This is a genomic window from Shewanella japonica, assembly GCF_002075795.1.
GTDB classification, from domain to species: Bacteria; Pseudomonadota; Gammaproteobacteria; order Enterobacterales; family Shewanellaceae; genus Shewanella; species Shewanella japonica.
Genome location: NZ_CP020472.1, coordinates 1762311 through 1776250 on the forward strand (window position 1 = coordinate 1762311; position 13940 = coordinate 1776250).

Consider the following 13940-nt stretch of genomic DNA (forward strand, 5'->3'; position numbering starts at 1 on the left):
TAATTAGTCAAAAATAACAAGCCGGCAGTACTTCACTTTCACAGAGCTTTGGGGCTCTACAGGGATTTAGGAAGCAAGATGACAGTTCAAGTGAAACATTATATCAACGGTGAATTTACCGAAGGCATGGGAACTCAACAGATTTCGGTGACCAATCCTGCAAATAACTTACCGATTGCCAATATTAATGCCGCCACGGTAGAGGAAGTTAATCGAGCGATTCATAGTGCTAAAGAAGCATTTAAAACATGGAAAGAAGTGCCGGTCTCTGAACGTGCCAGAGTGATGTTGCGTTATCAACATTTGCTAAAAGAGCATCATGACGAGATCGCAACCATACTAGCCCAAGAAACAGGTAAAACCTTTGAAGATGCTAAAGGTGATGTTTGGCGTGGCATCGAAGTCGCTGAGCACGCATGTAACATCGCCTCAATGTTAATGGGCGAAACGGTTGAAAATGTGGCAAGAAATATCGATACCTATAGTTACACGCAACCATTAGGTGTTTGTGCCGGTATTACCCCATTTAACTTCCCAGCGATGATCCCATTATGGATGTTCCCGCTGGCCATTGCGTGTGGTAATACCTTTATCTTAAAACCTTCAGAGCAAGATCCAATGACGCCACAACGCTTGGTTGAGCTATTTGTTGAAGCGGGTGCGCCAAAAGGGGTACTGCAGTTGATCCATGGCGATAAAACGGCAGTTGATGTGTTGCTCAATGATAAAGAAATTAAAGCGATTTCATTTGTCGGTTCTGTCGGTGTAGGACAATACATCTATAAAACGGGTACCGATAACTTAAAACGTGTTCAAGCCTTTGCTGGTGCGAAAAACCATTGTGTGATTATGCCTGATGCGAACAAGCAGCAAGTGATTAATAACATGGTAGGCGCCTCTGTTGGTGCGGCGGGTCAACGTTGTATGGCGATTTCTGTTGCTGTATTTGTCGGCGCTGCCAAAGAGTGGATCCCTGAGCTTAAAGAAGCACTAGCAAAAGTACGCCCAGGATTATGGAATGATGAAAATGCGGCTTATGGTCCAGTCATTAGCCCTGCTGCTAAAGCGCGTGTGCTAAAACTGATTGCTCAAGGTAAAGAAGAAGGCGCTGAGTGTTTACTCGATGGCAGTGACTTTACTGTTGAAGGATATGAGTCTGGTAACTGGATTGGCCCAACCATGTTCAGCAATGTCACCACAGACATGAGCATCTACAAAGAAGAAATCTTTGGCCCTGTACTCTGTTGTATGGAAGCTGAAAGCCTTGATGAAGCGATTGACGTTGTTAATAACAGCCCTTATGGCAACGGCACTTCTATCTTTACAGCATCAGGCGGTGCTGCACGTAAATATCAACATCATATTGATGTTGGCCAAGTGGGAATTAATGTCCCAATTCCTGTGCCATTACCATTTTTCTCATTTACGGGATGGAAAGGCAGTTTCTATGGCGACCAACACGCCTATGGTAAGCAAGCGGTTCGTTTTTACACTGAAACCAAAACCATTACCTCTCGCTGGTTTGATGATGAAGTCGTCAGTGGCCCAAATATGAGTATTAATCTTAAGTAATTTATAAAGGCCTTCTGATGGGAGAAGGCCTTTTATCGACGTTGTAATAAGGCCGCATTTTGGCCTGCCGAGACATGCCATTCAGCAGGAAGCTGAATAACTAAACAGCATACTACGCCTAAGTATCTGCAAACAGAGCAATATAGCTCACACAAATCTATTGCAGAACTTTAGCTTAAGTGACCACTGATAGTGGCAATTCAAATGACCATAGAGTCATAGTAAAAAAGGATTCAAACATGAATTTTAATTTCAACGAAGACCAACGCCAGTTCGCCGATCTCGCTCGTCAATTTGCTGCTGAAGAACTCACACCATTTGCAGCAAAATGGGATGAAGAGCATTATTTTCCAAAAGATGTCATTAAAAAAGCGGGTGAATTAGGTTTTTGCTCATTGTACTCGCCAGAGTCAGAAGGTGGCATGGGGTTATCTCGCCTTGATGCTTCAATTATCTTCGAAGAATTATCCCAAGGTTGCACTGCAACAACCGCCATGTTGACCATTCATAATATGGCCACATGGATGGTAACAACTTGGGGAACCGAAACCTTACGTCAGCAATGGTCTGAAGGTTTGACGACAGGACAATTATTAGCATCTTATTGCCTAACAGAACCAGGTGCAGGTAGTGATGCCGCTTCTTTGCAAACCAAAGCGATTAAAGATGGCGATGATTACATCATTAATGGTTCGAAAATGTTTATTTCTGGCGCCGGTGAGACTGAGCTATTAGTTGTTATGTGCCGTACCGGTGACGCTGGTGCTAAAGGCATCTCAGCGATTGCGATTCCAGCTGATGCACCAGGCATCACATACGGCAAAGCAGAAGAAAAAATGGGCTGGAACGCACAGCCAACTCGATTAATCAGTTTTGAAAATGTACGTGTGCCACAAGCCAACTTGTTAGGCGATGAAGGACAAGGGTTTACCTTTGCCATGAAGGGCCTTGATGGTGGTCGCATTAATATTGCGACTTGTTCAGTTGGCACTGCGCAAGCGGCATTAGAACGCGCGACAGAATACATGAATGAGCGTAAGCAATTTGGTAAACCCATTGCCGCTTTTCAAGGATTACAATTTAAACTAGCGGATATGGCGACTGAGCTTGTTGCTGCAAGACAAATGGTACGTTTAGCCGCATTTAAACTTGATAACAATGACCCTGAAGCAACGGCTTATTGTGCTATGGGCAAACGTTTTGCCACCGATATTGGTTTTCAAGTGTGTGATAGTGCGTTGCAAATCCACGGTGGTTACGGATATATCCGTGAGTACCCATTGGAGCGACACTTTAGGGATGTTCGTGTTCATCAAATATTGGAAGGCACCAATGAAATCATGCGTTTGATCATTGCTCGCCGTTTATTAGATGAGAATTCACACGCAATTTTATAAGTTGCCAGCTTGCTCCGTTTCGATAACGGAGCATTAACGCGCATGCACTATTGTTAAAGGATTAAATCATGACGACGACAACTGCCCAAACAGGGCCCGCTATCGTAGAAACCATTGATGGTCATACCGCCATTTTGACCTTAAATAACCCGCCAGCAAACACCTGGACATCAGCCAGTTTGATGTTGCTTAAAGATATCGTATTACGCCTAAATCAAGACAATAATATTTATGCGCTGGTGATTACAGGTCAAGGAGAGAAGTTTTTCTCAGCAGGTGCTGATTTAAAATTATTTGCCGACGGCGATAAAGGCAATGCTGCGACAATGGCCAAGTGTTTTGGAGAAGCATTTGAAACATTAAGCGCCTTTCGTGGCGTTTCTATTGCGGCTATCAATGGCTATGCCATGGGTGGCGGGCTAGAAGTGGCATTAGCGTGCGATTTACGTATTGCCGAGTCGCAAGCACAAATGGCCTTACCTGAAGCCACAGTCGGCTTGTTACCTTGTGCGGGCGGCACACAAAACTTAACGGCTTTGGTCGGGGAAGGTTGGGCAAAAAGAATGATTCTATGCGGCGAGAGAATCGATGCAGCTAAAGCCCAAACGATTGGTTTAGTAGAAGAAGTGGTTGAACAAGGTCAATCATTAGCTGCTGCGATATCGCTTGCGGCAAAAGTGGCTCGTCAATCACCGAGCAGCGTGAAAGTATGTAAAACATTAATTCAAGCTGGAAGAGCCATGCCTCGCACCCAAGCTTTACCCTTAGAGCGTGAGTTGTTTGTAGGATTATTTGATACCGAAGATCAGGCTGAAGGCGTCAATGCCTTTTTGGATAAACGCACTGCAAATTGGAAGAATAACTAATGAATCAAGATGTGATTTTTCAAACATTAGGAACACTATCAGGCAAGTCGATTGGTGTGGTTACGCTTAATATTGAAAAAGCGTTAAATTCACTGAATCTTGGTATGGTTCAAGCAATGACTAAGCAGTTATTAGCTTGGCAGCAAGACAATGATATTGCTTTTGTTGTACTCGATGGCGCTGGTGAGAAAGCTTTTTGTGCTGGTGGTGATGTCAGAGCTATCTATCATGCTTCTAGGGCTAACCCTCAATCAATGACTCAAGAAGCGTGTGACTTTTTTAGCGAAGAATACCAACTTGACTACCTATTACATCAGTACGGAAAGCCTGTATTAGTGTGGGGAGATGGAATTGTGATGGGCGGCGGCTTAGGACTTATGGCTGGCGGCAGCCACCGAGTGTTAACTGAGCGAAGCCGTATTGCAATGCCCGAAATTACCATTGGTTTATATCCAGATGTTGGCGGTAGTTACTTCCTTAATAGAATGCCTGGTAAAACAGGATTATTCTTGGGATTAACGGCTTACAACATGACCGCTGCTGATGCCCATTACGTCGGATTAGGCAATCACTTTTTAAGTAGTGATGATAAAGAACCCTTGTTTGATGCTATAGCTGAAGTAAGTTGGAGTGATGATGTTGCTTTAAATCACTTACAACTAAGTGATTTACTTAATTCAATGCAGGAAAACGCGACGGCGAGTATGGGCGATAGTCTGCTAGCACAATATCAAGTTGAAATTGATCAACTTATGAGCGGTGAAATCGAAGAAGTGCATCATCAAATTTCAAGTTTAGATACTGAACTTGATTGGCTAAAGCGCGCACAAAAAACGGCATTAGCAGGTAGCCCGTTAAGTTGGTTTTTAATTTTTGCTCAAGCCAGTATCGGTAAAGATAAAACCTTAGCTGAGTGCTTTAAATGGGAATTAGGCATCAGTGTTAATTGCTGTTCTTACGGTGATTTTTGTGAAGGGATACGAGCACTGTTAATCGATAAAGATCGAAATCCACAATGGCGTTTTCCTCACGCAAGTGATGTGACACCAGAGGCGGTGACGCAGCTATTAACGTCACCTTGGAATAATGACAATCACCCATTAAAAGACATGTAAAAGGACATTATTATGGCAACTGTGGCATTTATTGGACTCGGTAATATGGGTGGCCCTATGGCTGTAAACTTAATTAAAGCAGGCATGACCGTGACTGTTTTTGATTTGGTTCCTGCAGCGGTAGATGCACTCACATCTCAAGGTGCGCTTAGTGCCAAAACTGCCTGTGGCGCTGCGGCTTCGGCAGACTTTGTGATAACTATGTTGCCTGCTGGAAAGCATGTCCATAGTTTGTATATTGGCGATGCTGACAATAAAGGATTGTTGGATGTTGTAGCAGAAGGCGCAGTGTTAATTGATTGTTCTACCATTGATGCTGGCACTGCGCAAACAGTGGGGGCACACGCGAAAGCAAAAGGCATTGAGTTTATGGATGCGCCTGTATCTGGTGGCACAGCTGGCGCCGCAGCGGGCACATTAACCTTTATTTGTGGTGGCTCAGATAACGCGTATCAAAAAGCACAAACGGTATTAACTGTGATGGGGGCAAACATATTCCACGCAGGAGCAACGGGTGCAGGTCAAATAGCTAAAATTTGTAATAACATGCTGTTATCGGTATTGATGGTCGGTACGAGTGAATCTTTGCAATTGGGTATTGATAATGGTTTAGACCCTAAAGTGTTATCTGATATCATGAAAGTCAGTAGCGGTGGTAACTGGACTTTAGAGAAATATAATCCTTGTCCAGATGTCATGGACAATGTGCCATCATCAAATGATTACCAAGGCGGATTTATGGTTGATTTGATGGTGAAAGATTTAGGCTTGTCTCAGCAAGCATCATTGGCGTCAAATTCTAGTACGCCGATGGGAGCATTAGCACGTAGTTTATATGTAAACCATGCAAGGCAAGGTAATGGCCGCCGCGATTTTTCAAGTATATTTGAGCAGTTTGCTCAAGCGGATAAGAAATCATAACGATTGATTTTAATAAATTAAGAAAGGATCCAGTTAATGGAAATTAAAGATAAAGTTGTTGTCATTACTGGCGGAGCAGGTGGATTAGGGCTAGCGATGGCGCAAGAGTTTGCCTCTCAAGGCGCAAGACTTGCACTTATCGATGTTGATCAAGAAAAATTAGAGCGTGCTTGTGCTGATTTAGGAGCGACAACAGAAGTACAAGGTTATGCCTTAGACATTACTGATGAAGAAGACGTCGTGGCAGGTTTTAACTATATCCTTGAAGATTTTGGTCAAGTGAACGTATTAGTTAACAATGCAGGTATTCTTCGTGATGGGATGATGATTAAAGCAAAAGAAGGCCTTGTGACTGACCGTATGTCTTTTGAGCAATTTCAATCGGTCATCAATGTCAACTTAACAGGGACTTTCTTGTGTGGGCGTGAAGCGGCTGCAGCGATGATTCATTCAAAGCAAGCAGGGGTAATTATTAATATCTCTAGTATTGCTAAGGCAGGTAATATTGGTCAGTCAAATTATTCTGCATCTAAAGCTGGTGTTGCAGCAATGAGTGTTGGTTGGTCTAAAGAACTTGCGCGTTATAACATCAGAAGCGCCGCAGTTGCGCCAGGTGTAATAGCAACAGAAATGACCGCTGGTATGAAACCAGAAGCCTTGGAGCGTCTTGAAAAAATGGTGCCAGTTGGGCGTTTAGGTCAAGCACAAGAAGTGGCTGCAACAGTTAAGTTTATTGTTGAAAATGATTATGTAAATGGCCGCGTTTTTGAAATTGATGGCGGTTTAAGCATGTAATTGCTACTGATTCAGACTAAAGCCAACCCGTTAATGGTTGGCTTTTTTATTGCTGCGATTATTGTTACCATCTTGGCGAGTGTTATTGACAACTCTTTTTTCAGGGTATTTCACAGAATAATTAAAGGGATTGCGAAATGGATAGGCTAGAAAAAGCAATGAAGCTAACCATGCTCACAGTGGGAATTGCTGGTATTGCCGTGATTTATTTTGGCTTCTTTTATCTGCAATACAATGCTGAATTAGGCATGACAATGCCGTGGTATTTTTTGATCTCTCCTTGGGTGTGTGTTTATTTTGGACTAAGTGAACAACAACAAAGCGCCACTATTGCCTGGTTTACTCGAAAATTCACCGCAAAGAAATAGTCTGTTATTCCCTTCATTCTTCAGTTACTGACTGGTTCTGACCTTCAATATTCCCCATCTGTCTTTTTTGACTTAATAAATTCATGGAATTTCGCCTGATTTATGGCGCCTTGTGGCTAAGTTAAGTTGAAAAAATAAGCTGAAATGCTATAGTACGCCGCCTATTTAATATGGCCATGCTTAACTAATTAAGGGTGGCTAGAAACCAGTGCTAACTGAGCAATAACCGCTATACTCGTTGAACGTTATAGCCGTTACATAATTCGGCACTGGTTTTTTGTTTTTATCATAACTTGAATTTTGGAATCTCATTTTGATTACTACAGCTAACATCACCATGCAGTTTGGTTCAAAGCCTCTGTTTGAAAATATCTCAGTTAAATTCGGTGGCGGTAACCGCTACGGTCTTATCGGAGCCAATGGTTGTGGTAAATCCACCTTCATGAAAATCCTAACTGGTGACCTTGAGCCGTCAAGCGGCAATGTGTCAATTGATCCAGGCGAGCGCATGGGTAAGTTGAACCAGGATCAGTTTGCATATGAAGCTTATTCAGTGGTTGATACTGTGATCATGGGTCATAAAGAGCTATGGGAAGTTAAGCAAGAGCGTGATCGTATCTACTCTTTACCAGAAATGAGTGAAGAAGACGGCATCAAAGTGGCTGAACTTGAAATGCAGTTTGCCGAAATGGACGGTTACACTGCTGAATCTCGTGCTGGTGACTTACTGATGGGCGTCGGTATTGGTGTTGACCAACACTTTGGCTTAATGAGTGAAATTGCACCAGGTTTCAAATTACGTGTGCTACTTGCACAAGCCTTGCTCTCAGACCCAGATGTATTATTACTTGATGAACCAACCAACAACTTGGACATCGATACCATTCGCTGGTTACAAGAAATGCTAAACCAACGTAATAGCACCATGGTGATTATTTCGCATGATAGATATTTCTTGAACTCTGTATGTACCCATATGGCAGATATCGATTACGGTGAACTACGTGTTTACCCTGGTAACTACGATGAATACATGATGGCAGCGCAGCAAGCTCGTGAGCGTCTGCAGTCAGATAATGCCAAGAAGAAAGCACAAATTGCAGAGCTTCAAGGCTTCGTTGCTCGTTTCTCGGCTAACGCATCTAAAGCAAAGCAAGCTACATCGCGTGCTAAGCAGATCGATAAGATTAAAATTGAAGAAGTTAAAGCGTCTAGCCGTGTTAATCCGTTTATTCGTTTCGAACAAGAGAAGAAATTGTTCCGTAATGCATTAGTGGTTGAGCAGTTAGCTAAAGGCTTTGACGAAACGCCGTTATTCTCTGGTTTTGACATGATGGCTGAAGTTGGCGAGCGAATTGCTATTTTGGGTGAAAATGGCGTGGGTAAAACCACCTTGTTACGTACCTTAGTCCATGATTTACCACAAGATGCGGGTACGATTCAATGGTCAGAAAATTCAAACATTGGTTATTATGCACAGGATCACGAAGCTGATTTTGCTAATGATATGACCTTGTTTGATTGGATGAGCCAATGGCGTAAGCCAGAAGATGACGACCAAACAGTACGTGGTATTTTAGGACGTATGTTATTTGGTTCTGACGATATTAAAAAGTCAGTAAAAGTCTTATCTGGTGGTGAAAAAGGTCGCATGTATTTTGGTAAGCTTATTATGCAAAAGCCAAATATCTTGCTGCTTGATGAACCAACTAACCACATGGATATGGAATCAATTGAGTCATTAAACAACGCGTTAGAAATGTATGAAGGTACGTTGTTGTTTGTATCTCATGACCGTGCGTTTGTATCATCTCTTGCTACTCGTATTCTTGAAGTGACGCCACAAGGCATTAATGACTTCAAAGGAACTTATGATGAGTTCTTAGCAAGTAAAGGCGTTGAAGGTTAAGCTAAAGCTTTTATTTAAATAGCCGATAAACCTGTAATACTCATATAGAGTTTTACAGGTTTTTTTTTGCGCGAACGATATTCTCATACTAATTTGAAAAGAAATTAAGTCGCCTTAGTTACATCAAAGCATGTAATTTATTGCGATAAATTGCATGGAGCACTTACTCTAAGGGTAAAGATACAATGAAATGGATTACCGATCTAAAAACGCTACATAAACTGCTATTGCTAATTGTCCCGCCTCTGCTGATTTGTTTGATTTATGGTGGCATGTTTGTTCACAATAAATATGAAACTAAATCAGAATTAAATACGGTACTTTCGTTAACTGAGCTTGCTGTAATTAATAGTGCATTAGTCCATGAGTTACAAAAAGAGCGTGGCATGAGTGCCGGCTATATTGGTTCACAAGGACAATCATTTGCCGATGCGCTACCTCAGCAGCGTGGGATGTCTGATAGACAAATAAGTCGTTTTAATAGCATTCCAAATGTTGATGATTTTCCTGTTCAGATTAGTGCTACCTTGAGACAAATTAGCAACCAGTTGCAGCAATTGCAGTCAATGAGACGTTCTGTTGATTCATTGACGGTTACGGTTGCTGATGAAGTGAAGTATTACACAGGTTTAAATACGGCATTGTTATCGGTTGTTGATGAAACGGCAATGCAAAGCACTGACAGTGAATTATCACTCAAGTTGGCATCATTTGGTGCGTTTTTACAGTTAAAAGAACGTGCAGGTATTGAGCGTGCTGTACTTAGCACAACCTTCGGCCAACAAGGGTTTAAAGATGGCGTTTTTAGCCGGTTTGTCACTTTAGTGTCTGAACAAAATACTTATGGTGAACGCTTTAAGGCGTTAGCGACTCCAGATTGGATATCGCAATTTGAACAAGTTTCACGATCTCGAGAAGAGTCAGCGGTGCAGCAATTACGTGATATCGCTTATTCTCAAGACGTCACTCATATCAGCGCCCAAAATCCGGAAACTTGGTTTAGTACTTCTACAGCAAGAATTAACGTGCTAACTGACTTTGAACATTTCTTAGCTGATGATTTGATTAAGTTAACTAAACTAAGATTGGATTCAGCCAACCAAATGATGTGGACATCATTACTCGCATTAACAATATCGATAATATTGCTAGCATGGTTGAGTTTATCAGTGTCTAATTACTTGAATAAGAGCTTGAGTCACTTATTTGAGAAAGTCACCCATGCGGGTAACCATTTTGATTTAAGCACGCGGATTGAGCACAAATCTGCAGATGAATTCGGCCAATTGTCAGCCGCCTTTAATGCCATGATGACTGACTTTGAAACGATAATTGCTCAAGTTAGACAAAGTGCTTCGCAAGTGGTGAGTGTGGTTGAGCAAGTTAATGGTCATACTCAGACCATGAAGCAAGATGTTGAACTTGGCTACCAAGAGGCAGAGCAAGTGGCTTCGGCTATGACTGAGATGAGTGCAACAGTCACTCAAATTGCGGCTAATGCGGTGCAAGCATCAGATGCATCTACGTCTGCCAATAAAGAGGCACATATTGGTAATAAGGGTGTTTCACAAACGACGGTATCGATAAAACATCTTGCCAGCGAAATCAATGAAGCCTCAAATGCGATCGAGACATTAGATCAAGATGTACAATCTATTGCGACTATTTTGGATGTCATTAGCGCGATTTCAGAGCAAACTAACTTACTGGCACTTAACGCGGCCATTGAAGCGGCAAGAGCGGGAGAGCAAGGACGAGGCTTTGCTGTTGTGGCTGATGAAGTCAGAACCTTAGCGCAACGAACACAATCATCAACGGATGATATCAAGCGGATGACTGATAGGCTTAAATCAGGTGCTCAGTTAGCCGTTAAAACTATGCAACGTGGCATGGTCAGTGCTGATGAAAGCGTTATTGAAGTTGAAAATGCGGGCAAAGAGTTGAAACAAATTGTGGCGGATGTTGATGTTATTGACAGTATGAATCAACAAATTGCTTCAGCAACTCATGAACAAGCAGCTGTTGCCGAAGAAGTGAATCAAAATGCGATGAAAATCAGTGAGATTTATAATCAAACTCAAGAAATTGCTAATGCGTTAAGTCAGCTCAATGAAACCTTACTTGAAGATGCTGCAGCGATGTCAGAACAAGTTCAGAAATTTACTCTAACCCAGTAATAATCGCATTGAGTATTGTTTAAATTAAGAAAAATTGACGTAACAAAGGCCGGCACTTGTTGTCGGCTTTTTTTATTTACACCATTTTATGTAAACAAATTCAGAAAAAGCTAATGTATTCTAGATTTTGATAATAAAAGGCATTAAGGTTGCTGAAATTAAGGCAAGTGCTTACATATACACTCAAAATGTACTATAGAAGAAGGTGCAATACGCTATAAAGGAATCGGTTTAATACGGTATTGGGCATTTAAAAACGGATTAAGTTTAAATGGATTATTTAACGACAAACAAACAGGCTTGGAATGAAAGAGCAAAAGTGCACTTTGACTCATCGTTTTATGATGTTCCAAGCTTTCTTGCTGGCGAAACCTCACTGACTGAAATTGAGCTCGCAGAACTCAATGATGTTGCGGATAAGTCGTTATTACATCTTCAGTGTCATTTTGGGTTAGATACGCTGTCATGGGCAAGAAGAGGGGCTAAAGTGACTGGTGTTGATTTATCAAATACTGCCATTGATAAAGCGAATGAGCTGGCTAAACAATGCCAAATAAGCGCTGATTTTGTTTGCTCAGATGTTTATAGCTATTCAGCTGATAGTCAGCATAGTTTTGATATTGTCTTCACCTCGTTTGGTGCTATTTGTTGGCTGCCTTGTTTGACCCAGTGGGCAAAAGTGATAGCAGATAATTTAACATCCGGTGGCACCTTTTATATGGCTGAATTTCATCCTGTACAGGATGTGTTAGAGGGGTATCCGTATTTTCATCAATCCAAGCCAGATATTGTCACTGAAGGCAGTTATACAGATGTAGAAGATGATACACCGCAGACGATGGTGACTTGGGCACATTCATTGGGAGAAGTGATTAACGCTTTGATTCAAGCTGGTATTCGCATTGATAGCGTCAATGAATATCCTTATAGCCCTTATAATTGCTTTGAAAACTTAATTGAGCAGCAACCAAACCAGTTTCACTCTATTGTAAAAGGCCAATCAATTCCTTTGGTGTTTTCTATAAAAGGAACAAAAACGTAAATGTTATTTTCAACCGATCAAAAGTTAGACATTGGTAATCGTTGGTTAGGCATTTTTACTAAAGTCTCTTTAGGGATTTGTGCAGCTGTTGCACTAATGTATTGGTCATATTTTTATGTCAGCCCGAGTGTGACAGTTAAGAATAGCTCTGAATTTGTTATTGATTCAGCAGTCATTCAATTGCCACATAGTCGTCTCGATTTTGGTGAGATAAACATTGGTGAGCAAAATCGAATCTACTATGACTTAGCTCAACTTGATGGTGATTATCAGTATCAGCTAGTGCTTAATAGTGGTGAAACCCTTGATGGACGATGTGGCTATGTGACTAATCTTGAGGTCAATAAACGTGCAGTGCTGACTCTTAATGATAACGGGAAAATCCGTTGTGATTTTTAGTATATTATTAATATTGTCACCTCGTTAAGCTTAACCACAATTTTGAATCTGTTCATTCAAAAGCTAATTTATATCTCACTCTTATGTCGACAAACACTTTGAACACGCGCTGAAATACGGGCTCTCCCACGTATTAGCGAATCAAGCTGAAGCTATGGCTGTCCGTCATTATCCTTTCTAAACGAACAAATAACAGTTTGATACATATGTTAAGGTTGTGGTGAGCCGTCTGGGTGGTTGTTAATTGATCGGACTTGCTGTTAGTGGCATTGTCAAGATATTGGATTTCTTAAACATCCATATTCCTTTTAGCTCAATTTTAATTTTAAATTAATATTTCATCTCTATCATCCTCGCTCCCAAATTTATCTGTCTATTTTATCATCAATGCTGAGATTAATTTTACCAGTACAGAAGCATTGAATGAGTCACTTATTTATTTATCTCAATGTTTTTAATGTTGATTAACATTGAAGCTGTTAAGGATTTTTCGCTCTAATGCTACGAACTTTTACTCTTGTTATTGCTCTTTCAACGCTTTTTATTAGTCATATCGTTTTTGCTGAAGATTCGATAGAAGTCACTCCAAAATACCAACGTGCTTTCCCTATTTGGGCCCAGGAAGCGATTGATTTAGGTTACGAACTCCCAAAACCTTATGGCTTTAGCATCAATTATATGACGATGGAACAGCCTTTAGTGGTTGATAGTGTTGCCTTTACAGGATTAGGGGACTTTATTGATGACAAGATTTCGATTAATGGCAGCGAAGCACTACAAGACTCTGAAACATTAACGTTTCGGGCAGACATGTGGGTGCTTCCATTTTTGAACTTGTATGGTGTTATTGGTCATACAAAAGGCAGTAGCGTTGCCAATGTTCAAGTGGATGTTGATTTGCCTTTTTTCCCTGAGTTAGATCCTTTTGATTTTGAATTAAATTTTAAAGGAACAACCTATGGCGTTGGCGGCACCATTGTTGGCGGTATTGATAACTGGTTTGCGTTATTGGATGTGAATTATACCAATACAGATCTGGATATTCTCGATGGTGAAATCAGCACGATAGTTGTGTCGCCACGAGTGGGGTATCGCACCAAAGTATATGGTAATGATCTGCAGGTATGGGTCGGTGGTATGTACCAAAACGTTGAACAGACATTCAGTGGCTATCTTAAAGATATTCTTCCTATCGGTGACTCGAGTATTGGTGATTTGATAGGTGATGGTAAATTTGAAGTTAACCAACATCTAGCTGATAAATGGAACACCTTGGTGGGGGCTCAATTACACCTTGGCGCTGGCTTTGACTTGTTGCTTGAGGGTGGTTTTGGTAATCGTACAAGCTTTATGGCCTCCATTGGATATCGGTTTTAATA

Annotated in this window: 12 protein-coding genes; all 12 read left to right on the plus strand. The window is 41.3% G+C overall.

What is annotated here, in order from left to right:
- Positions 1-78: 78 nt before the first annotated feature.
- A complete protein-coding gene (locus SJ2017_RS07540) occupies positions 79-1572 on the plus strand; it encodes a CoA-acylating methylmalonate-semialdehyde dehydrogenase (protein ID WP_080915373.1) in 1494 nt (497 codons plus the stop codon).
- A 239-nt stretch (positions 1573-1811) separates the two neighbouring features.
- Entirely contained in the window at positions 1812-2969 is a 1158-nt protein-coding gene (locus tag SJ2017_RS07545) for an acyl-CoA dehydrogenase family protein (RefSeq protein ID WP_080915374.1), read from the plus strand.
- Between the two features lie 68 nt (positions 2970-3037).
- Positions 3038-3835, plus strand: a complete 798-nt coding sequence (locus SJ2017_RS07550; protein ID WP_080915375.1) for an enoyl-CoA hydratase — start codon at positions 3038-3040, stop codon at positions 3833-3835.
- Positions 3835-4950 (plus strand): enoyl-CoA hydratase/isomerase family protein, encoded by a 1116-nt coding sequence (locus SJ2017_RS07555; protein WP_080915376.1) that lies wholly within the window; start codon positions 3835-3837, stop codon positions 4948-4950. The genes SJ2017_RS07550 and SJ2017_RS07555 overlap by 1 nt, the downstream gene beginning before the upstream one ends.
- A 12-nt stretch (positions 4951-4962) precedes the next feature.
- On the plus strand, positions 4963-5871 hold the full coding sequence (mmsB, locus tag SJ2017_RS07560) for a 3-hydroxyisobutyrate dehydrogenase (RefSeq protein ID WP_080915377.1): 909 nt from the start codon (positions 4963-4965) through the stop codon (positions 5869-5871).
- Between the two features lie 36 nt (positions 5872-5907).
- Positions 5908-6666, plus strand: a complete 759-nt coding sequence (locus tag SJ2017_RS07565; protein WP_055023012.1) for an SDR family oxidoreductase — start codon at positions 5908-5910, stop codon at positions 6664-6666.
- A gap of 137 nt (positions 6667-6803) precedes the next feature.
- On the plus strand, positions 6804-7034 hold the full coding sequence (locus tag SJ2017_RS07570) for a hypothetical protein (RefSeq protein ID WP_055023011.1): 231 nt from the start codon (positions 6804-6806) through the stop codon (positions 7032-7034).
- 313 nt (positions 7035-7347) lie between these two features.
- Entirely contained in the window at positions 7348-8943 is a 1596-nt protein-coding gene (locus SJ2017_RS07575; protein WP_080915378.1) for an ABC-F family ATPase, read from the plus strand.
- A 185-nt stretch (positions 8944-9128) separates the two neighbouring features.
- Positions 9129-11120: a methyl-accepting chemotaxis protein gene (locus tag SJ2017_RS07580; RefSeq protein WP_080915379.1), complete on the plus strand. Its 1992-nt coding sequence runs from the start codon at positions 9129-9131 to the stop codon at positions 11118-11120.
- 271 nt (positions 11121-11391) lie between these two features.
- A complete protein-coding gene (locus SJ2017_RS07585) occupies positions 11392-12162 on the plus strand; it encodes a class I SAM-dependent methyltransferase (RefSeq protein WP_080915380.1) in 771 nt (256 codons plus the stop codon).
- Positions 12163-12561, plus strand: coding sequence for a hypothetical protein (locus tag SJ2017_RS07590; RefSeq protein WP_055023008.1), 399 nt, complete (start codon positions 12163-12165; stop codon positions 12559-12561).
- 498 nt (positions 12562-13059) lie between these two features.
- Positions 13060-13938 carry a virulence protein gene (locus SJ2017_RS07595; protein WP_080915381.1) on the plus strand — a complete coding sequence of 293 codons (879 nt, stop codon included), beginning with the start codon at positions 13060-13062 and terminating at the stop codon, positions 13936-13938.
- Positions 13939-13940: the final 2 nt, after the last annotated feature.

Excerpts from the sequence above, each read along its gene's own strand:
- SJ2017_RS07570 (WP_055023011.1), top strand. The coding sequence starts at position 6,804 with ATGGATAGGCTAGAAAAAGCAATGAAGCTAACCATGCTCACAGTGGGA.
- SJ2017_RS07545 (WP_080915374.1), top strand. The coding sequence starts at position 1,812 with ATGAATTTTAATTTCAACGAAGACCAACGCCAGTTCGCCGATCTCGCT.
- mmsB (WP_080915377.1), top strand. The coding sequence starts at position 4,963 with ATGGCAACTGTGGCATTTATTGGACTCGGTAATATGGGTGGCCCTATG.
- SJ2017_RS07595 (WP_080915381.1), top strand. The coding sequence starts at position 13,060 with ATGCTACGAACTTTTACTCTTGTTATTGCTCTTTCAACGCTTTTTATT.
- SJ2017_RS07585 (WP_080915380.1), top strand. The coding sequence starts at position 11,392 with ATGGATTATTTAACGACAAACAAACAGGCTTGGAATGAAAGAGCAAAA.
- SJ2017_RS07540 (WP_080915373.1), top strand. The coding sequence starts at position 79 with ATGACAGTTCAAGTGAAACATTATATCAACGGTGAATTTACCGAAGGC.
- SJ2017_RS07590 (WP_055023008.1), top strand. The coding sequence starts at position 12,163 with ATGTTATTTTCAACCGATCAAAAGTTAGACATTGGTAATCGTTGGTTA.
- SJ2017_RS07550 (WP_080915375.1), top strand. The coding sequence starts at position 3,038 with ATGACGACGACAACTGCCCAAACAGGGCCCGCTATCGTAGAAACCATT.
- SJ2017_RS07565 (WP_055023012.1), top strand. The coding sequence starts at position 5,908 with ATGGAAATTAAAGATAAAGTTGTTGTCATTACTGGCGGAGCAGGTGGA.
- SJ2017_RS07580 (WP_080915379.1), top strand. The coding sequence starts at position 9,129 with ATGAAATGGATTACCGATCTAAAAACGCTACATAAACTGCTATTGCTA.
- SJ2017_RS07555 (WP_080915376.1), top strand. The coding sequence starts at position 3,835 with ATGAATCAAGATGTGATTTTTCAAACATTAGGAACACTATCAGGCAAG.